This is a genomic window from Agrobacterium sp. LR_9 (assembly GCF_041954855.1).
GTDB lineage: Bacteria > Pseudomonadota > Alphaproteobacteria > Rhizobiales > Rhizobiaceae > Agrobacterium > Agrobacterium leguminum.
In genome coordinates, this window is record NZ_JAVAYA010000014.1 from 21232 (window position 1) to 39894 (window position 18663).

17 protein-coding genes and 2 pseudogenes are annotated in these 18663 nt (G+C 58.4%); 8 read left to right on the plus strand and 11 right to left on the minus strand.

Annotated elements, in window-relative coordinates; translation table 11 throughout:
* The first annotated feature begins 224 nt into the window (after positions 1–224).
* Both RAC79_RS16555 and RAC79_RS16560 read left to right on the plus strand, forming a co-directional pair.
* Complete coding sequence (locus RAC79_RS16555; protein WP_065654894.1) at positions 225–404, plus strand: hypothetical protein; 180 nt, start codon at positions 225–227, stop codon at positions 402–404.
* A gap of 130 nt (positions 405–534) precedes the next feature.
* Positions 535–1064: pseudogene (locus RAC79_RS16560) on the plus strand (thiamine pyrophosphate-binding protein); the annotation flags it as partial.
* Here RAC79_RS16560 and RAC79_RS16565 read toward each other — a convergent pair.
* The 9 genes and pseudogenes from RAC79_RS16565 to RAC79_RS16605 form a co-directional block, all read right to left on the minus strand.
* Positions 1055–1300: pseudogene (locus tag RAC79_RS16565) on the minus strand (NAD(P)/FAD-dependent oxidoreductase); the annotation flags it as partial. The pseudogenes RAC79_RS16560 and RAC79_RS16565 overlap by 10 nt on opposite strands.
* A 54-nt stretch (positions 1301–1354) precedes the next feature.
* Positions 1355–2326 carry a FecR family protein gene (locus RAC79_RS16570; RefSeq protein ID WP_174040258.1) on the minus strand — a complete coding sequence of 324 codons (972 nt, stop codon included), beginning with the start codon at positions 2324–2326 and terminating at the stop codon, positions 1355–1357.
* 47 nt (positions 2327–2373) lie between these two features.
* On the minus strand, positions 2374–2916 hold the full coding sequence (locus RAC79_RS16575) for an RNA polymerase sigma factor (RefSeq protein WP_174040260.1): 543 nt from the start codon (positions 2914–2916) through the stop codon (positions 2374–2376).
* A 366-nt stretch (positions 2917–3282) separates the two neighbouring features.
* Positions 3283–4077 carry an ABC transporter ATP-binding protein gene (locus RAC79_RS16580; protein ID WP_142845666.1) on the minus strand — a complete coding sequence of 265 codons (795 nt, stop codon included), beginning with the start codon at positions 4075–4077 and terminating at the stop codon, positions 3283–3285.
* Positions 4070–5044, minus strand: coding sequence for an iron ABC transporter permease (locus RAC79_RS16585; protein ID WP_142845665.1), 975 nt, complete (start codon positions 5042–5044; stop codon positions 4070–4072). Before RAC79_RS16585 ends, RAC79_RS16580 begins: the two co-directional genes overlap by 8 nt.
* Complete coding sequence (locus RAC79_RS16590) at positions 5041–6090, minus strand: iron ABC transporter permease (RefSeq protein ID WP_174040262.1); 1050 nt, start codon at positions 6088–6090, stop codon at positions 5041–5043. Before RAC79_RS16590 ends, RAC79_RS16585 begins: the two co-directional genes overlap by 4 nt.
* On the minus strand, positions 6087–7007 hold the full coding sequence (locus RAC79_RS16595) for an iron-siderophore ABC transporter substrate-binding protein (protein WP_174040264.1): 921 nt from the start codon (positions 7005–7007) through the stop codon (positions 6087–6089). The genes RAC79_RS16590 and RAC79_RS16595 overlap by 4 nt, the downstream gene beginning before the upstream one ends.
* Positions 7008–7061: 54 nt before the next feature.
* Positions 7062–9440: a TonB-dependent receptor gene (locus tag RAC79_RS16600; RefSeq protein ID WP_236775092.1), complete on the minus strand. Its 2379-nt coding sequence runs from the start codon at positions 9438–9440 to the stop codon at positions 7062–7064.
* A 195-nt stretch (positions 9441–9635) separates the two neighbouring features.
* A complete protein-coding gene (locus tag RAC79_RS16605; RefSeq protein ID WP_223215643.1) occupies positions 9636–10445 on the minus strand; it encodes a ferric iron reductase in 810 nt (269 codons plus the stop codon).
* 512 nt (positions 10446–10957) lie between these two features.
* On the opposite strand from RAC79_RS16605, the gene RAC79_RS16610 reads away from it, so the two are divergent.
* Positions 10958–11638, plus strand: coding sequence for a 4'-phosphopantetheinyl transferase superfamily protein (locus RAC79_RS16610; RefSeq protein WP_174040268.1), 681 nt, complete (start codon positions 10958–10960; stop codon positions 11636–11638).
* A gap of 89 nt (positions 11639–11727) precedes the next feature.
* Here RAC79_RS16610 and RAC79_RS16615 read toward each other — a convergent pair whose 3' ends face one another.
* Together RAC79_RS16615 and RAC79_RS16620 are read right to left on the minus strand one after the other, a co-directional pair.
* Positions 11728–12348 carry a GDSL-type esterase/lipase family protein gene (locus tag RAC79_RS16615; RefSeq protein WP_142845659.1) on the minus strand — a complete coding sequence of 207 codons (621 nt, stop codon included), beginning with the start codon at positions 12346–12348 and terminating at the stop codon, positions 11728–11730.
* 68 nt (positions 12349–12416) lie between these two features.
* Positions 12417–13328, minus strand: a complete 912-nt coding sequence (locus RAC79_RS16620) for a 2-dehydro-3-deoxygalactonokinase (RefSeq protein WP_142845658.1) — start codon at positions 13326–13328, stop codon at positions 12417–12419.
* A gap of 115 nt (positions 13329–13443) precedes the next feature.
* Here RAC79_RS16620 and RAC79_RS16625 point away from each other — a divergent pair, with 115 nt between their 5' ends.
* The 5 genes from RAC79_RS16625 (at position 13444) to RAC79_RS16645 (ending at position 18662) form a co-directional block, all read left to right on the plus strand.
* Positions 13444–14352 (plus strand): dihydrodipicolinate synthase family protein, encoded by a 909-nt coding sequence (locus RAC79_RS16625; RefSeq protein ID WP_142845657.1) that lies wholly within the window; start codon positions 13444–13446, stop codon positions 14350–14352.
* The gene (locus RAC79_RS16630) at positions 14349–15515 is read left to right on the plus strand and encodes a mandelate racemase/muconate lactonizing enzyme family protein (protein ID WP_078052905.1); all 1167 of its coding nucleotides are present in this window, start codon (positions 14349–14351) and stop codon (positions 15513–15515) included. The genes RAC79_RS16625 and RAC79_RS16630 overlap by 4 nt, the downstream gene beginning before the upstream one ends.
* A gap of 24 nt (positions 15516–15539) precedes the next feature.
* Positions 15540–16811 (plus strand): sugar ABC transporter substrate-binding protein, encoded by a 1272-nt coding sequence (locus tag RAC79_RS16635; RefSeq protein WP_142845655.1) that lies wholly within the window; start codon positions 15540–15542, stop codon positions 16809–16811.
* A gap of 83 nt (positions 16812–16894) precedes the next feature.
* On the plus strand, positions 16895–17821 hold the full coding sequence (locus RAC79_RS16640) for a carbohydrate ABC transporter permease (protein WP_142845654.1): 927 nt from the start codon (positions 16895–16897) through the stop codon (positions 17819–17821).
* 10 nt (positions 17822–17831) lie between these two features.
* The gene (locus RAC79_RS16645) at positions 17832–18662 is read left to right on the plus strand and encodes a carbohydrate ABC transporter permease (RefSeq protein ID WP_142172418.1); all 831 of its coding nucleotides are present in this window, start codon (positions 17832–17834) and stop codon (positions 18660–18662) included.
* Position 18663 lies beyond the last annotated feature (1 nt).

Here is an 18663-nt window from a genome sequence, read left to right on the forward strand (position 1 = left end):
TTCAGGAAAATTCCGGCTACAGGGAAACCTCCAAAGGTAGACGTACGCAAGTGTACAGACGGCGATTGCGACGGCCCTGCGCGCGACAGCCGGGCTCGGGGCCGTTCCGTCAATAGCTCCTCACGAAATATTAAATCTCGGAACTCCCGTGGCGCGGCATGGTTGGTCTAGGGCGCGCCACAGGGTGCGCAAGTGAAAAATCACCATATGAGGAGTGACATATCATGCCAAATCAAGGTGGTACGCACGAACAGCACGTGAAGGCCGGCCAGCAGAGCCACAAGAACAGCGACAAGCGTTCGCAGTCGGCATCGGCCTCCAATAATGACGACAATGGCAAGACCCGCGGTGGCACGCATGAGCAACATGTGAAGGCGGGTCAACAGAGCCACAAAAACTCCTAACGCTGACAGACTGGAAATCCCCGCGCGCGTCGTGGGGATTTCCTTGTTTTATTCCCTGACGGGACAGGACGTTTCATGACCGCTTTCGATGGCCAGTCTGGAAGGACCGCCGAGAGTTGAGGAACTGATCATGACGACCGCAGCAGACGTTCTGGTGGAGACCTTGATCGACTGGAAGGTCGACACGATCTTCGGCCTTCCGGGAGACGGCATCAATGGCGTCATGGAGGCGCTTCGCAAACGTCAGGATGCGATAAGGTTTGTCCAGGCCCGACACGAGCAATCCGCTGCCTTCATGGCGACGGCCTATGGCAAATGGACCGGCAGGCTCGGCGTCTGTCTTGCCACTTCGGGTCCCGGTGGCACCAATCTTCTGACCGGTCTTTATGACGCCAAGCTGGACCAGGTTCCTGTCCTCGCAATCACCGGGATGCAATATCACGACCTGATCGAAACTTTCACGCAGCAGGACGTCAACCTGACCCGCGTTTTTGAGGATGTTAGCATTTATAACACCGTTGTCAGCGATGCTCGCATATGGAAAATGTCGCCAGCCTCGCCTGCCGCACGGCGATCGCGCGGCGTGGCGTCGCGCATCTCTCGATAGCAAACGACACGCAGGAAAAACCAGCCGAGGAAGGACGGTCTCTGGTTTCGCGGCGCCCGTCGGTCTTGAGGGCGATGCCGGTCGGCGTATTGACTGTGGCAAGGCCCAGTGCGTCATGAAGGCTTGCGGACGGCTTATTGCGCGGATGCGCGAACAGGATGTCGACTGCGACATCGAGGCCGATATCGAGCTTGATAGCGGCATTGCGGTCCCCGTGACGAGTGATCCCGGTGATCCGGCCATCAAAGACAGGTACCTTTCGCCCCGCCAGATCGGCCCGGATGCCGGGTACAAAGGCATCCCCCAACATGATAAAGGGCTACAGCCTTAGCTTGGTTTTGTATCAGGACGTTACGACGACGATGGGGCCAATTCTGTATATCTGAACCTTGAGCGCGGTCCGCAGAAAATTCAGCGCACCCTCTGTATCGGTAACGAAGAGCGTACCGCTGACGATCCGATGGGCGGTCGCGTCATCTCCTATGACGATGCGCCCACGAAAGTGCCGTTGTATTTCCTCGATAACGTAGGAAAGCGGCATATTGTCGATGGTAAGCTGGCCTCGGCGCCAGGCAAGAGCAGTAGCGGCATCCGTTTTGCGGATCGTGCTTTCCCCTGTCTCGTTCAGGTGAAGCATTTCTTCACCTTCCCTGAGTTTCACCGGGATGCTTCCCTCAGTCTTGAACTCTACCCTTACGGAATGTTCCGTTACGGCGACACGCGTGTCTGACGCGCTTTGGCGAACATCGAAAGCCGTGCCAAGAGCTGTGACGAGCGTATCCTCTGTGCTGACGGAGAACGGACGACTTTCATCCGGGGCGACCTGGAAGAATGCCTGACCGCGCAGGAGCCGAACCGTCCTTCGGCCGTTGGTGAAATCGAGTGTGATCGCCGACGACGCGTTCAACTGAACCCGCGAACCATCTTCCAGCGTGACTTCCGGCATTTCGTCGGCGCCGGACATAATATCGGCACTCAGACGCATGGCGCCGTCCAGGGCAATGAAGAGTGCTCCGGCCGAAATGATTGCCACGATTGAAGAGATGATCGCGTTGCGCCCACGTGGTGAGGTGTCAACCGGCATATCACGAAGCCCGGCATCGGACCGGATCGCAGTTCTCGCTTCGCCGAGAATGCGCTTCGCAGCCGTGTAGGCCTGACAGTTCTCCGGATCCAGCTCCATCCAGCGACGGAACTCCGCCCGCTCCGTTTCCGGCTGTTCGGGGTCGCGGTTGCGAAAGACCCAGTCGGCTGCCTCTCTGTTTCGCTTGCGCTGATCGCGCGTCAGACGTCTACGTTTCACGGAACGCTCCAATTATGCTCTCCAATGTGTAGACGAATGAACTGCTTGGATTGGGATGTTTACTCCATTTCGAAAAGGCGGTCGAGGCAATGGCTGAGTGCGCGCCTGAGGTGCCGGTCAACCATATTGCGCGAAATTTTCAGCTTCGAAGCGATCTGGTCCGGTGAGAGATGATGCAGCCTGTGCAGCACGAATGCCGCCCGCCGTTTTTCAGGCAGGTCGGCAATGGCTTGTTTGAGGATCGCCAGCCGCACTTCGACGTCCATCCCTTGGTCGGGAGCGCTGTCCGTCGCCACTACCGCTTTCGCATCTTCATCCGAACCGGAGAAAAGTCGGGACTCGAACTGCTCGCGTCTGATCCGGTCGATCCGCATATTGGATGCGGCGCGGCACAGAAATGCTTTTATAGATCGTTTGCCGGAGAGCGCGTCCGGCTGCAATGCGAGTTTTACGTAGAGGTCGTGAACGATTTCCCGCGCGGCCCCGTCTGACCGGCTGCGTCCGCCCACTGCCTTGATAATGTCGCCGTAATGCTCGACGATCGCCCTGTTTAAGAGGTCGGTTCCGTCACTTTCATTGAGGCTGGCCGTCGACGTCCGCATCGCTTTCCTGATCCTCCGCAAGCTGCAATCTGCGACAACTGAAGGGGGCGAATAAGGAGCGCAAACCGGAGCTCTCCAAGGCCTTCGTCCGACCCAAGTTATCATCCGGCAGCACAGTTTTGACCCATCATCGCCGTAGTGGAATTTCTACTGGTGGGTAAAAAGCGATGCAAGTGCAATGATTTACGGTTTGTGCCGAGAAAAAATCCTTCGCTGCATAAAAGAGGATATTTTTTATCATGTTTATGTCTGGATTCATTACATCTTTTGGCCCTGCGGAGTAAGACCTGGGGATGAGTGAGGCCGGATTGCAATTTACGAAAAAGCCAACCAATGTTGCGAGGCCGCCACACGTCGCAGCTCGCCTCAACCGCGGGACGGGACGGGGACACACATCGGTGTTCCCGAAAGCGGATCCGGCATGATGACGGCGTTGACGCCGAAGACATCGAGAACATTCCTGTCGGTAATGACGGCGCCTGGCGTTCCGGCGTCAAATATCCTGCCATCCCTGATGAGAACAATCTCATCGGCGTAACGGGCAGCCTGATTGAGATCATGGAGCACCGCGACGATGGTGCGACCCCGATCACGAACAAGCTGCCGGATCAAATCGAGTATCTCGATCTGGTGGGCGAGATCGAGGAACGTCGTCGGTTCATCGAGAAGAAGAATGTCCGTTTCCTGGGCGAGCGCCATGGCGATCCATGCGCGTTGTCGCTGGCCGCCTGACAGGGATTCCACCTGTCGGCCGGAGAGCGCCGTCATGTTGGTGAGATCAAGGGCATGGGCGCAGGCATCCTCATCACGGCTGGACCATCGCTCGAAAAGCCTGCGATGCGGATAACGCCCCTGACGGACCAGCTCGGCAACCGTCAATCCTTCAGGGGCCTGAGGCCCTTGCGTCAGGACGCCGATCTGTTTTGCCCGTTCCCGTGATGGCATTTTCCGTGTCGGCCTGCCGTCGAGAAATATCTCTCCTTTCATCGGGGCGAGAAGCCCGGCAAGCGCGCGCAATATCGTGGATTTGCCGCAGCCGTTTTGGCCGACGAGAACGGTGAAGCGTCCGGATGGAATGTTCAGGCTCAGGTCATCGACAATAATGGAGCCGTTATATCCGAGGGAAAGCTCCCGTGTCGCGAGGCGATAGTGTTCAGACATGCCTGCGGCCCTTCAGAAGATAGGCAAAAAATGGAGCGCCCAGCAGGGCAGTGACGATACCGGCCGGCAGCTGCGCCGGCGCGATGACGGTGCGGCCGACAATATCGGCGATCGAGAGTAATAGGCCGCCTGTCAGCCCGGCAACGGGAATGAGGCCAACATGGGAGTGGCCGGCGATCCGCCTTGCAATATGCGGCGCGATCAGTCCGACAAAACCCACCAGCCCGACCATGGCGACGGTCGCTCCCGATATCAATGTACAGAGCAATATCAGGAATGCCCGCATGAGATTGACCCTCTGTCCCAAGCCCGTCGCCACATCGTCGCCGAAACGGATGAGATCCAGTTGCCGGCAGGAGAACCAGCTCAGGGCGAGCGGAGCGGCGAGCCAGATCAGGAGACTTTGGACCTTTGTCCAGTCGGCGCCGTAGACACTGCCCGAAAGCCAGATCATCGCGCGCTGAACATCGACGACATTGCCGAATGCGGTCAGAAAGCTGGTTCCCGCGCCAGCGAGCGCGCTTAAGCCGATGCCGACAAGGATGATCCGCAGAGAGGAGGTTCCGCGTTTCCAGGAGAGGGCGTAGACCGCCGTCGCCATGGTGACGGCCCCCGCAAAGCCAGCCCATGGCAGAACGGCTGGTGAAACATTGGCAAAAACGATGATCACTACGCTTGCGAAAAGCGCTGCGCCTGCATTGATGCCCAGAACGCCGGGTTCCGCGAGGGGATTGCGCATGACGGTTTGCGAAATCGTCCCCGCAACGGCAAGGCCTGCGCCCGCAAGCAGAGCCAGAATAGCCCTCGATAACCGGAATTCGATGACAATCATCTGCAGATCGGGTGACGCCGTGCCGATGACCGCATCGGCAACGTCACGCCAGGCAATCGATTGGTCACCCCACATCATTGCAGCAACCACGGCCAGCAGGTTAAGAGTGATCAGAACAGTTATCGCGCGTGTCACGGCTTGCCTGCCCCCGTGCGATAACGTGCCAGCCAGAGGAAAAACGGCGCTCCAATCAGCGCCATCGTGACGCCAACAGGAAAACTCTGGTTGGCGAGGATGATCCGTCCGGCGAGATCGGCGAGAACCACCATGATCGCACCGATGACGGCGCTGAAGGGAATGACCCAACGGTAATCCATGCTGATGGCTAGGCGGACGATGTGCGGCACAACGAGACCGACGAAGCCGACCGGTCCGGCAAGTGCGACGGCGCTGCCGGACAGGAGAATGACGATGACGACCGACAGGCTGCGCCAGAGGGCCGGGTTCTGGCCAAGCGCGGTGGCGACATCGGTTCCAAGGCTCAAGGTCGTCAGATGTCGGGCAAGGACAAGTGATCCGAACAGCCCCGCAAGCGAATAAGGCATGACGGTGATGACCTGATCCATCGTCCGGCCGCTCAAGGAACCGACGGTCCACAGACGCACCGCATCAAGTGTCGTCTGGTCGAAGATCAGAATTGCCGTAGTAAGCGAGGTGAGAAATGTCGCGACCACCGCTCCAGCCAGCACCATGATCAGCGGGGTCGCGCCCACACGCCCGATAGAACCAATGACGAAAACGCAGAACGCGGCAAAAGCTGCGCCGCCAAAGGCATACCAGACCAGCGCGTCGCCCGAAACGCCGATGATCGACAGGCTGGCCACGACTGCGAAAGCGGCGCCGGCATTGATGCCGAGCAGACCCGGCGAAGCCAGAGGGTTTTTCGTCACGGCCTGCATGATTGCGCCTGAGACGGCCAGGCCCGCTCCGGCGATCATGGCCGCTGCGACGCGTGGCAAGCGCAGCAACATCACGACGAGATGATCACGCGAGCCGTCAAAGCGAAAGATTGCAGAGAGCACCGTCGACGGTGAAAAGGGCGTCGGGCCAGCGATTACTGCCAGCATTGCGGAAAACAGCAGGCCAGCGATGGCGAGCAGAAGCAGGACCGCGCAGAAAAATTCCGCGCGGCGAGGATGTATCGGTCCTTCCGCATTCGATAGTCCGCGAAACGATGTCACGGCTTATCCAGCAGATATTGCTCGATGTCATCGAGAACTTTGTTGGCGGAGCCGATGCCGTTGAAGCTCATCCATGTTTCGCGCCTGACCCGGTGGGCGTTTCCGGATGCGACTGCCGGCAACATTTGCCAAAAGGGGTTGCTGGTCGTGCGGTCGGCAAGCGCATCGTCCATGGTTGTGTCATATCTGCCGGCAACGACGTAAAGCAGGATGTCCCCGTCCAGTAGGGCGAGGTCCTCCCATTCGGGCCGTTTGAAGACCGTATTGTCCTCAGTCGTTTCGTACGCACTCCGTTTTACGCCGGCATCACGGAGAACCTCATAAGGCGCATAGGCGGCTGGACCGTCAAGATAGACATGAAAGCCGCTGGGCGTCACCCGCAATACCGATACCGTATGGGACGCAGTTTTATCTCTGATGGCGGCAACACGTTTTTCGTAGCTGGCCAGCATCCCTGCCGCCTCGTCACTTTTTCCCGAAAGGAGCGCCAATGTGCGGAAATGGTCTTTCCAGTTCTTTGCGTCGATAAGCGCGGTCGGCGCAATCTTGGCGAAGTTCTGGTAGGATTGGCCGTGCAGGGCGGCGTCCCCGACAATCAGATCCGGCTTCAGGGCCACGATGCGCTCGAGACTCGGCTGCCGGGCTTCGCCAATATCGGAGACCGTCGCCTTGTCGGCTTTCTCCTTAAGCTCGTGGTCCTGAACGGACATAAGCGGTGCGCCGACCAAAGGCAGGCCGAGTTCAAGCGCCATTCCAAGATTATAGAAAGGATCGAGCACAACGATCCTGCGGGGCGTGTCCGGCACGCAGATCGGTGCGCCATACACGCCTGTTGTGAGGGACCGGCCCGAACATTGCGCCGAAGCGCCGGAGGCAAAAAGTCCCATCAGCAAGATGAGAAACGACCGCAGGATCATTCACTACTCCAGAAATGGAAGCCTGCGCGGCATGGGAGCCGCGCAGGAAACGCATCAGAATTTGACCTTGAGGTTCAGGCCGACGTTTCGGCGCTCACCGAGCGTGGCGGCAATATTGTTGTCGTTATAGACAAAATATTTCTCGTCCAGAAGGTTCTGCGCAAAGGCGTTGAGTTCCCACCTTTCGGTCTTGTAGCCCGCCTGCAGGTTCACGATCCAACGGCTGTCGAGATAATCGTGCGGCAGGCTGCCCAGACGGGCCAGATAGCTCGAGGTATATTTGGCGTCCGCGCCGATATAGACGCCATTATCGAACGTGTAGCGAGCGCCGAGACCCAGCGACCACTCCGGCGCTTCCGGGAACGGCAGGCCGGACAGATTGCCCAGGTTCAAATCGTTGAAGTTCTTGAATTCGGTATGGACGTAGCCGAGCGATGCGAAGGTTTCGAGGTTGTCAGTGACCTTGAACGCTGGCTCGAACTCGAAGCCCCATGCTTCCGACGACGCGGCGTTGATGATGCGCCGGCTCAGCAGATCCGTCGGATCGAACTGCATCAGAACCTGCTGGTTAGAGTATTTGGTGAGGAACACGTTTGAATTCACGGTCAGCCGGTCATCCATGAACGAGCCCTTGTAGAAAATCTCGTAGGTCGATGCCTCCTCGGGTTTATAGCTATAGGCCGTACGCTGATACGAATCGTAGCTCGCCCCCCCTGTCCGGAAGCCCTGGGAATAGGTAACCCCAACCGTCTGTGTGTCAGTCAGCTCTTTCGAAAGGCCGATTTTCGGTACGAAATTGACCTCGCTGAAGGATGCGGCATAGTCCGTCATCACGGTCGTCCTGCCGCCAAGAGGCTGGGTGCGTACCAGATTTTGCGTTATGTCCTGATCCGTGTAGTCCAGCCGGCCGCCGAGGGTAATTTTCCATGTTGGAACGAATTCGTAGGTCGCCTCTCCGAACAGGGCGGCGTTGAACGATTTCTGCGTATTGCGCTGGACCTGGTTACGCCTGACAGTGGCGGTCAGCGGAATGGTGCGGTCATAGAAATTTTTCTCGTCTTCATAGGAAAAATAGACGCCGCCGACCCAGTCCCATTTGTCACCTTCATAATTGAGGCGCACTTCCTGGGAGGCGATCCATTCCTTGTAGTAGCCGTGATAGGTGTCAATCTCGCCCGGAGTTCCGTAATTGACTGAAAGACGATCGGCATCGGAATAGCTGAAGGCGGAAAGTGAGGTCAGCTTTAACTCGTCTGAAAAATCATGTGTTACCTCTAACCCAACATTATGCACATCGGTTGGGCGATATTCTATGTAGGCCGGAATGAGGTAGTCGCCGCGTTTCTGGTCGAAGCTGAAGGGAATGGAGCCTTTGGGGCCGCCAATATCGCGAACGGCGGGGTTGTCGTGTGAAAACGAATAGCTGAGAAGCGCGCGCGTCTCCGGCATCTCCGCCGGTTCAAACAGGACCTTTCCTCGGACCTGATAATAAAAGTCGTGCGTGAACTCGTTATAGTTCTCATAACGCTCGAATGTCGGGTAATTGATATCGTTCTTGCTACGCTGAATCTCACCAGACATGCGAATGGCGATCTGATCGTCCACCAGCGGCGTATTGAACATGAAGCCAGTGCCGTAAAGATTGCCGGTGGCGATTGTGGTCGACAGCTCCGCCTCTTTTTCGAAGGTGGGATCCTTGGTCTTTATGTAAATGGCGCCGGCCATGGCAGCGCGGCCCGACAGGGTGGACTGCGGGCCGCGATAGACTTCGACCTGCTCGACGTCAAACAGCCCGCGTGCCCCGCGGCGTGCCCCTCGCACCGTCTGCTGAACACCGTCAATGTAGAGTGTCGCAAGAGGCGCACTACCGGGCACAAGACCTTCCGAGCTGACACCACGAATGATGAAGCCGGCATCGGCCCAGTCGCCGTCCATGACGTTTGCCATGCGACGGAAGCTATCGCGGAAACTTCTGATCTGACCGTCGGCGATCTGTTCTGCGTTGACGATGCCGATGCTCGAGGATGCGCTTGCAAGCGTCGTGGCGTTGCGTGAACCGTAAATCGTTATGGCCTGCAACTGAGTCGTGCCGTCGGCACCGACGGCTGCGGCATCTGCAGGAGCCGCCGCAAGGCTGAGGGCGATCTGGTTCTGGCCGGCAAACCGCGACTGGACACCGGTCCCTGCAAGCACTGCGCTGAGCGCCTGGGAAGGTGTGAAATTACCGCTGGCGCCGTTAGACGTTTTACCATTCGCAATCGAACCGTCAAAGATGATCTGCAGGCCGGTTTGCGTGGCGAGCTGATTGAGCGCGGAGGTAAGCGGCCCGGCGGCAATCGAAATCTGTCGCGGCGAGGCGCTTGCCTGGCCGGTGCCTTGCGCTGCTGCCGGCACATGCATCGCCAAAGCAGAAACCGACGTTGCGAGCAGCATCGCCACCCATCCAGCCAGACCGGTTCGAGCCGTTCTGCCGTTAATTCCCTTGCATTCCATTGAAGCCCCCGCTCCCGCGCACTTGATAAGCGTTTCAGACAAAAGGCGGCAATATCCGCCCACTCATGCTGAAGACGAACAGGGAAGGGACTATGGGACTCTCAAGTCGAAATAAATTTATGAAAAATAATAATTTTACTTCAGGCAGAAATGGGCACGCATTTCCTGTAGCAGACAGGCGTCCCGTTCATCGCTCGACTTCAATACGCAGGTCGGGCACTTTTCCGCACCTTTAACGGTATAGTACCGGCAGCATCCGCCACGCGCGCGAAACGTGTAGGTGAATGGTTCCTTCAATGCGCTGTCGTGCAGGGTGAGGTCAAAATACCCCAGCTGGCGGTTGTTCAGCGGCGATCCTTGTACCTTGACGATCGCCATTGCTGTTGCAATTGCATCGGCGAGACAGCCGAACCGTCTTCCAACGTCGAGAAATCTGCCGGCGATGGCGTCTCCCACCAGCCGCCACTGCGCATTCTTCGAAAAGCCGGTTCTTTTTGCCAATGCTTCCACCAGCGGATGGAAATGTTGCTCGACGCCCATCCTGAAATGCTCGCACAGGCCTGCGTGGTCCGTGACCGTCGAATGCGGCCCGTCATCCCGATCCGCAAAGATCTGCGGTGACAACAGCCTCACGCGGGCACGCCGCACTGTCATCGGCTCCCCGTCATGCTCGCCATGATGGGTATAGAACTGCAGCGAAAAGGCATCAGGCGACATATCAGGCACGATGCCGCGGCTAACCAGCAACGGCACGGTGGCCATGAAGAAGATGTAGCAATAGTCGCTCATCAGAAATGCGGCGCGGCTTTTGAGATCTACGCCGGGATCGAACGACCCCTCATAATCAAGGAATTCCTGCAATGCCGAAGGGCTGGAAAACAGTTCGGCAGCGGTTGTCCAGCCGTGAAGCAATGCGCCGGTGCTGCACGGCACTTCGGGCCACATGGTCTGCTGGAGAACGGTCGCTTCCGTCAGAATATCGCTGGCTTCGGGGACGCCGGCAGTTTCATGATGTCTCATCGTCTGCCGCATCCATCAGGTTCGCATCTCAAATCAGGCTCATGCCTCTCTCGCTGAAATAGCCCTTGCCTGCACCGCATCGGTTTGCCAAAGCTGGCCCAGTTTGCCGATGAAGTGCGCAAACGCTTGCGGGGCAAGCATATGCGACCCTTCGATCCGATGCATGGTGACACCGAGAAACGGAACATGCGAATTTCCTCTCGTAGTTTAGACGAACAGGATCGGCTCTTTAGGACTTTGTCATGAAAAATATTTTGATGGACACCGGTGTTGGGGCGCTGACGTTTAGTGTTGATCGTCGCTGCCGAAAACCGTGATGACTGTTTTAGTGGAAGGGGAGAATGATGATGATCTCGATTGTCAATTCTGCGATAGAAGCAAAAGAGCTTCTTCCGAAAAGAGATGCGCAAAAGTGGATGGTATGACCGACTTTGAAAATGTTTGATAAGGGTGAGGCCGACGCAGGTATTGTCGTTGCAATCCCTGTCTCCGAAATTCTTGCGGTTTACGATGCGGCTGCGCTTCTCAATGACGTCGAGTGGGCCCAAGCGCAGCGTTTCCATAAGTTGGAGGATAGTCGCCGTTTTCAAGGAGCGCATCTCCTCAAGCGCTTACTGGTCGGTGCGGCCGTCGGAATGGAAACCGCAGACCTTCATTTTTCGCGCGCAGCGGGTGGCAAGCCTTTCCTGGTAAACGCCGGCCCTCTGGATTTTAATCTCTCGCATGGCGGCAACTGGGTTGTCGTAGCGTTTTCGCGGTCGGGTCGTATTGGTGTTGATGTCGAATCCGAGAGGGAGGAAGATTTCTGGAAGGAAATTACCTCAGCTTTCCACGCGCCAATGGATGCGAAAAACGTCGGATTTTTGAAGATGTGGACCGCGAAGGAGGCCGCTGTCAAAGCCAATGGGGCAGGTCTCGTGATTCCGCTCTCGGAGGTTGTGATCGACACAGAAGATTCCGAGACCTTTATCGCGGCACTTCCGATTGAACGTTTATATGGACGATGGCGTCAACTTGATGCGACTCATGTTCTGGCCGTGGCTACTGAAAAGAATCCACCCGCGATTTGTGTATGTACCAGCGTCAGCATCTTAAAGCGTATTTTGGAGGTGATTTGAATTTCGTATCTCCTGTTCCCGGCATCTAAGCCGAAGTCAGGCAGAAATTCCACTTCTTCCTCCGTTCAAATTTCCCGAGCCAGCTCTGTTCAGCAGACCGACGTTTTTCTGAGCGCTTCCGACCAGACTGCATAGCCTGCTGCATTCAGATGAACCAGATCTGGCAAATAATAACGGAACATCGGCAGACCATTTTCACCGATGAGGCCGGCGTTCGGATCAAGCCATGTCGTGCGTTCGCGACCGTTGCACCAGTCGCGCGCCGTCTGGTTGAAAAGATCGAATTCATGGCGGTAAATCCAGCGCGCCGGACTGTGCTTGATCGCCAGAATAAACACGTCCGCCTGCGGGAGCGCTCGAGAGATGCTGTCGCGCAAATCCTGCAGGTGCCGAAACGTCGTCTGAGCCTTGAGGCCGTCGCTGGCAATATCGTTTTCGCCGAAATAAAGCACCACTCTGCCTGGCTTTAAGGGAACCAGGAGCTGGTGCAGGTAGTGGCTGGCGGAGAGGTAAGTGCCGCCGCCAAATCCCAGATTGACGATATCCAGCGAGCCGAGATCCTCGGTGACGGAGCTCCAGATTCGAAACGAGGATGAGCCATAAAAGGCGATCGGATTGTCTGGAAGGCCGATGCGCTGAAGGCGGGCCAGAATGGCAATGATATCGTTTTCGTGACGGCTGGTGCCGATATTGGCCGGGAAGTCGTACATGACGGTCCTAAAAACATGTGAACTGAAAGGCGGATGCCGCCATTTCGGCATCCCGCGGTCGGCTGAGGTTACGAAAGCGCTTGGTGCAGGACGGTCAGGGCCCCTTTCGTCAGGACGTCGTCCGCGCCAATCGATGTCCTGAGGCCGAATACATCCGCGGCAACCAGATAGAGATCGTTCAGCCCGTCATTGCCGACGATAGCTGCCTCGTCTCCTTCCGCATACCATCCCGCCTCACGGGCCTGCCTAAACTCCTGCCCGATGACCAGTCCCCGAACATAGGAGCGCAGCTGATCCGGCGAAAGCCGGCCGGCAAGCCCGCCGGTTCGCGCCGAAAACATGAGCGACAGCATGGCGGCGGATCGTTTTGCCTCTTTCAGACCCCAGCGATAGGCCTCCGGATCGTCGACCGGCGGCTGCGTGGAGCCGCGCGCGATGAAGGAATGATTGATGAGCAGGTTGAAGATTTCACCGGTCACGAATGTCTGGAAGCCGTCAATCCGCCCCGCCTTCACCCGCGCCCATTTGCTGTGGGTTCCGGGGATGATGAGGGTGGCGTTTTCGCCAAGGCCGTGGCCGACGATCTGGGTTTCTTCGCCGCGCATCACATCCGGAAAGGGCTGGCGGGCGGGGTCGTTGAGACCCGGCAGGAAGACGAGATCCGAGCCATTCGGCAGCGACCTGCGCACCGTGCCGGCGGCAAGTTCCGCCGGGCCTGCCGGGCACGGCACGTAAGCGACTTCAACCCAGCCGTTGCGGCTGGTGATCATGCCGAGGGCCGCGACGGGCAAGGCACCGTGGTGCGAGAACCACGGGGTGAGTGCCGCCATCAGGGCCGCCTCATGCTCACCCTTGCCAAGGCTCGAAATACCGTCGGCGGTTTCCAGATGATCGAATTCTTCGCCGCCTTCACCGACAAGCGCCGCCCTCAGTGATGTTGTTCCCCAATCAACGATGATCGATGTCGCTGTTGCAGCCATGTCTTGAACCTCCTCGTTCATTTCATCTTGGGGCTTGTCATAGGGTGCGAGTCTATGTAGTGTCAATTAGTGAATTCAAGGTATCAAAATATGATACTCAATTGGGAGGAAAAAGATGGTGGCTGGCCTCAAGGGGATTTTGCCTGTTCTGCCCACGCCGTTTCTGGCTGATGGTGGCATTGACGAAGCGGGCATGAAGCGGCTGGTGGTCTTTGCGCTCGACAAGGGCGTGGATGGTGTCGTGTTTCCCGGTTTCGCCAGCGAGGTGGAGGCTTTGAATGCCGCCGAGCGTGCAACGCTGCTGAAGATCGTCGTGGATGCGGTAGCCGGTCGTGTGCCGGTCGTGGCCGGCGCCAGTGCTGCCGACTGGCGTGAGGTTGTCGAGCATGGGCGGGCGGCATCGGCGCTTGGCATTCGCCATCTGATGGTGCAGCCGCCCAAATCGGTCGGCACGGATGCGCCGGCGCTGATCGAATTCCTCGGCAGGATCGTCGAGGCGCTGCCCGAAGTCGAAATCATCCTGCAGAACGCGCCTGCGCCGCGCGGCTCCGACCTCTCGCCCCAGGCGATTGTGGAAATCGTGCGCGCCTTGCCGCAGGTGGCTTATGTCAAGGAAGAGACCCTTCCGGCCGGCCCGGCCATCAGCCACATCATCGCCCATGCACCTTCGACCCTGAAGGGCGTCATCGGTGGCGGCGGTGCGCGTTATATTCTCGACGAATATGCCCGAGGTGCTACGGCAGCGATGCCGGCGCTGGAGATCGCCGAGGAACATGTGGCCATCGACCGGGCGCTTGTTGCCGGGCGGCGGGAAGAGGCTCGCCGGATTTATGTCCGCACCCTGCCGCTTCTGGTGTTGCAGGCAGTCTATCGCATGCGGTTGACCAAATATGTGCTCGCCCGTCGCGGCGTGATCGAAGGCGTCGGTGTGCGTGCCCCGACACCCGAGCTTGATGCGGCGGCCCTTGCCGATATTGACGCCAATCTGGTCGAGCTTGGCCTTGTTGCCGCGGAGGCCGCATGAACAGCCCCATCGCAACAGTCGAAGTCTTCACACTGACCCAGCCGCGCAAGGTTCCCTATCTCGGCGCGCTCAGGGAAGGCGAGGTGGTCAATCCCAACGGCTACATCGTGCGCAAGGGCAATCGCACGGTCTATCCCACTTTCGACCGCAGCGTGCTGGTGCGCATGACCACCGGGGCCGGCACTGTCGGCTGGGGCGAGACCTATGGCATCGTCGCCCCCGGCGCGGTCGCCGCCCTCATTAATGATCTTCTCGCCGGTTTCGTGATCGGCCGCGATGCGTCCGATCCTTCGGCTGTTTATGACGACCTTTACGACATGATGCGGGTACGTGGTTATACCGGCGGCTTTTATGTCGATGCGCTTGCCGCGCTTGATATCGCGCTATGGGACATTGCCGGGCAGGAAGCCGGAAAATCCATCCGCGACCTTCTCGGCGGCGGGGTCGACAGCTTCTCGGCCTATGTTTCAGGCCTGCCCGAAAAGACACTGAAAGCGCGCGGGGAATTGGCGAAATATTGGCAGGATCGCGGTTTTGATGCTTTCAAATTCGCAACGCCGGTGGCTGACGATGGCCCGGCGGCGGAAATCGCCAATCTGCGGCAGGTGCTTGGGCCTCAGGCGAAGATTGCCGCCGACATGCACTGGAACCAGACGCCGGAGCGGGCGCTGGAACTCATTGCCGAAATGAAACCCTCCGACCCGTGGTTTGCCGAAGCGCCGGTCTGGACGGAGGATATCGCAGGGCTGGAAAAGGTTTCGAAGGGAACAGACGTCCCGATCGCTGTTGGTGAGGAATGGCGCACCCATTGGGACATGCGCGCCCGCATCGAACGCTGCCGCATCGCGATCGTGCAGCCGGAAATGGGCCACAAGGGCATTACCAATTTCATCCGCATCGGCGCTCTTGCCGCCGAGCACGGCATTGACGTGATCCCGCACGCAACCGTCGGTGCGGGCATCTTCCTCGCTGCGAGCCTGCAGGCGTCGTCGACATTGCCGACCCTGAAGGGTCACGAGTTCCAGCACTCGATTTTCGAGCCCAACCGCCGCCTGCTCGCCGGCGACATGGATTGCCGAGAGGGGAGATATCACCTGCCATCCGGCCCGGGACTTGGCGTCAAGCCGTCGGAGGCGGCGCTCGCCGTTATTGAACGTATCTGAACTGGTTTTCTGGAGGAGGAACCCATGACCAAAAGAATAAAAAAGCTGGCGCTTGGCACAGCGACCGCGATGCTGATGACCGTGGGGGGATTAGCGCCCGCCATGGCCGATACGGTGTTGAAATTCATTTCCTGGCAGACGGATGATGCCGGCACAGGCGAATGGTGGCGCTCCGCCATCGCCGCCTTCGAGAAACAGCATCCGGGCGTGAAAATCGAATTCACCAAGGCCGAGCGCAGCTCCTACGCCGACACGATGACGACACTCTTTGCGGCCAACCAGCCGCCGCAGATCGTGCATCTGGCGTCCTTCGAATTTCAAATGTTTGCCGATAGCGGCTGGCTGGAACCGCTCGACCCGTGGCTGAAGAAGGACGGCATCGACATGACGGGCTGGGCCGGCCAGCAGAAATGCGAATGGAATGGCGAAACCGTCTGCATCATGACCAACTATTTCGGTTTCGTGATGGCCTACAACAAGAAGATTTTGGAAGAGGTGGGCGTCGCGGTTCCGAAGACCTATGACGAGTTTCTGGCCGCTGCGAAAGCGACGACCAAGGATCTGAACGGCGATGGCATTATCGATCAGTTTGGTACAGGCCACGAAACAAAGGGTGGTCCGGGGCAATATCTCACGGAAATGCTGAACTACATCCTCGATGCCGGCGCCTATTGGACCGACAAGGACGGCAATATCACCATCGATACGCCGCAGATGGTGGAGGGTCTTTCACGCTGGAAAACCGTGATGAAGAGCGGGATCAGTCCGGTCGACATGAGCGCCAGCGACGTGCGCAAGCTGTTTGCCGATGGCAAGATGGCCATGCGGCTCGATGGACCGTGGCTTTATGGTACGACCGAAAAGGGTTCGGCCAAGAGTGACATCGTTTATGTCGCGCCGCCGCTTCATCCGCCGCTTGGCGGGTCTTCCAACGTGCTGGCCATGCCGGCCGATATTCCCGACGACCAGAAGGCATTGGTCTGGGATTTCATCAAGCTGACGATGACGCCGGAATTCCAGCGCAGTTACGCCACCCTTGGCGGCAACACCCCGCCAAGCCCGAAGGCGGATGTCTCGGGTGTTGAAAAGACTATCCCGCATTTTCCGGTGCTGATCGAAACAATGAAGGCCGCGTCGGAAGCCGGTATCGACCGCATCCCGACCGGGCTTGAGCTTTTTTACAACGAGTTCAGCAAGATGGTGATGGAAGAAAGCCAGCGGATGATCATTCAGGATCTCGATCCGGCGGAGGTGGCGAAAACCATGCAGGCAAAGGCCGAAGCCATCAAGGGTTGATCCCCCATTGTCCTGATCCCGTTGTCCTGCCATGGCCCGTAAAGGGCCATGGCCATCATCCGCATCCGGCAGGAGGACCATCCATGACCGAACCCGTTCGGGCTGGGCGTCGCAAGTTCTTCGATCTTGCGCGTCCCAGCCGGCAACATCTCCTCGGCTATATTCTGATCGCGCCCGCGGTCCTGATGGTTGCCGCCATCATCGTCTGGCCGCTCGTGCTGGCCATCGACCTGTCGTTCCAGCAGGTCAAGATTCCAAGGCTTGGCGGCGCCAGCCGGCCGTTTTCGCTGAGCAACTACACCTGGCTGTTCTCGTCGCCGGAATTCTGGCTGGCCTGCTGGGTAACGCTGAAACTGGTCATCGTCGTTACCGCCGGCAGCGTCGCGGTTGGCCTCAGCACGGCGCTTCTGGCCAATAACCGTTTCAACGGCCGTACCGTTGCGCGGCTGGGAATGGCGCTGCCCTGGGCGGTGCCGGAAATCATCGCGGTCGTCATCTTTGCGTGGATGTTCGACACTTCCTTCGGCCTGTTCGGGTGGCTGGCGATCAAGCTCGGTTTTACCGACCAGATGATCCCGTGGGTCAGCAGTTCCACGGCCGCATTCTGGGCCGTGGCGATCACCATGGTGTGGAAGGGTTTTCCTTTCGTCTCGATCATGTGTCTGGCCGGCCTGCAGTCCATCCCCGCCGATTATTATGCGGCCGCAAAGGTGGATGGCGCGAGTTTGTGGCAGCGTTTCCGCTGGATCACCATGCCGCTTTTGATGCCGGTGCTGGGCGTGACGCTGGTGCTGACGCTGCTTTGGGTATTCCGCGACTTTTCCATCATCAAGGTTCTGACCGGCGGCGGGCCGCTGCGTTCAACCCAGACGCTGTCGATCATGACCTATGACCAGGCCTTCCAGTATCACAATTTCGGTCGTGCCGCCGCCGTCGGCGTGCTTACGCTGGTGATCTGCATCGTCGCGAGCCTGTTGATGCTCGGCCGGCGTTCGAAATCGATCTATTGAGGAGGCTTTGATGAAACGGACATTTTTACAGAGCCTTGCCCTTTACGCGACTGTGATTTTCACCCTGGTGATGATCCTGTTCCCGGTCTACTGGCTGCTGGTCACAGCACTTTCCACCACAGACGAGCTTTACCGCCTGCCGCCAACCTTCTGGCCGGATGATGCGCAATGGGATATTTTCGCCAGGGTCTGGGCGGCAAAACCGATCCTGCTGTGGCTCTGGAACTCGATGCTGGCGGCCATCGGCTCGGTGGCGCTATCGATGCTGGTTTCGGTCAGCGCCGGTTATGCACTGTCGCGTTATTCAATGCGGGGCGGCGCGACCATGGGTCTCTTCGTCCTGACGGCGAAGATGTTGCCTGCGACGCTGCTCGTCATTCCGCTGTTTTCGATCTTTTCCAGCTTCGGTCTGATCGGTAGCCTCTGGACACTGGTGCTGGCGCATTCGACCATGATCATTCCTTTCGCCACATGGATGCTGAAAGGCTATTTCGACACCATTCCGAAGGAATTGGAGCAGGCCGCCATGGTGGATGGCTGCTCGCCGATCGGCGCGATGGTGCGTGTCGTGCTTCCCATCGCCACACCGGGGCTTGCCGCCACCGCACTCTATGCCTTTGTGCTCAGCTGGGCAGACTATGCCTATGCTCGCACCTTCCTCGTCAACTCGCCGGACAACTGGACGGCCAATCTCGGCATCACCACGATGCAGGGCGAATATGTCACCTACTGGAACGACATCTCCGCCGCATCCGTGTTCATCGCGCTGCCGATCATCGCAATCTACCTGTTCCTTGAACGTTATTTGGTCGGCGGCCTCACCGCTGGCGCGGAGAAATAAG

Excerpts from the sequence above, each read along its gene's own strand:
- RAC79_RS16625 (WP_142845657.1), top strand. The coding sequence starts at position 13,444 with ATGGTGGCTGGCCTCAAGGGGATTTTGCCTGTTCTGCCCACGCCGTTT.
- RAC79_RS16630 (WP_078052905.1), top strand. The coding sequence starts at position 14,349 with ATGAACAGCCCCATCGCAACAGTCGAAGTCTTCACACTGACCCAGCCG.
- RAC79_RS16595 (WP_174040264.1), bottom strand. The coding sequence starts at position 7,007 with ATGATCCTGCGGTCGTTTCTCATCTTGCTGATGGGACTTTTTGCCTCC.
- RAC79_RS16600 (WP_236775092.1), bottom strand. The coding sequence starts at position 9,440 with ATGCTGCTCGCAACGTCGGTTTCTGCTTTGGCGATGCATGTGCCGGCA.
- RAC79_RS16635 (WP_142845655.1), top strand. The coding sequence starts at position 15,540 with ATGACCAAAAGAATAAAAAAGCTGGCGCTTGGCACAGCGACCGCGATG.
- RAC79_RS16640 (WP_142845654.1), top strand. The coding sequence starts at position 16,895 with ATGACCGAACCCGTTCGGGCTGGGCGTCGCAAGTTCTTCGATCTTGCG.
- RAC79_RS16605 (WP_223215643.1), bottom strand. The coding sequence starts at position 10,445 with ATGTGGCCCGAAGTGCCGTGCAGCACCGGCGCATTGCTTCACGGCTGG.
- RAC79_RS16575 (WP_174040260.1), bottom strand. The coding sequence starts at position 2,916 with ATGCGGACGTCGACGGCCAGCCTCAATGAAAGTGACGGAACCGACCTC.
- RAC79_RS16610 (WP_174040268.1), top strand. The coding sequence starts at position 10,958 with ATGTTTGATAAGGGTGAGGCCGACGCAGGTATTGTCGTTGCAATCCCT.
- RAC79_RS16645 (WP_142172418.1), top strand. The coding sequence starts at position 17,832 with ATGAAACGGACATTTTTACAGAGCCTTGCCCTTTACGCGACTGTGATT.
- RAC79_RS16615 (WP_142845659.1), bottom strand. The coding sequence starts at position 12,348 with ATGTACGACTTCCCGGCCAATATCGGCACCAGCCGTCACGAAAACGAT.
- RAC79_RS16620 (WP_142845658.1), bottom strand. The coding sequence starts at position 13,328 with ATGGCTGCAACAGCGACATCGATCATCGTTGATTGGGGAACAACATCA.
- RAC79_RS16580 (WP_142845666.1), bottom strand. The coding sequence starts at position 4,077 with ATGTCTGAACACTATCGCCTCGCGACACGGGAGCTTTCCCTCGGATAT.
- RAC79_RS16555 (WP_065654894.1), top strand. The coding sequence starts at position 225 with ATGCCAAATCAAGGTGGTACGCACGAACAGCACGTGAAGGCCGGCCAG.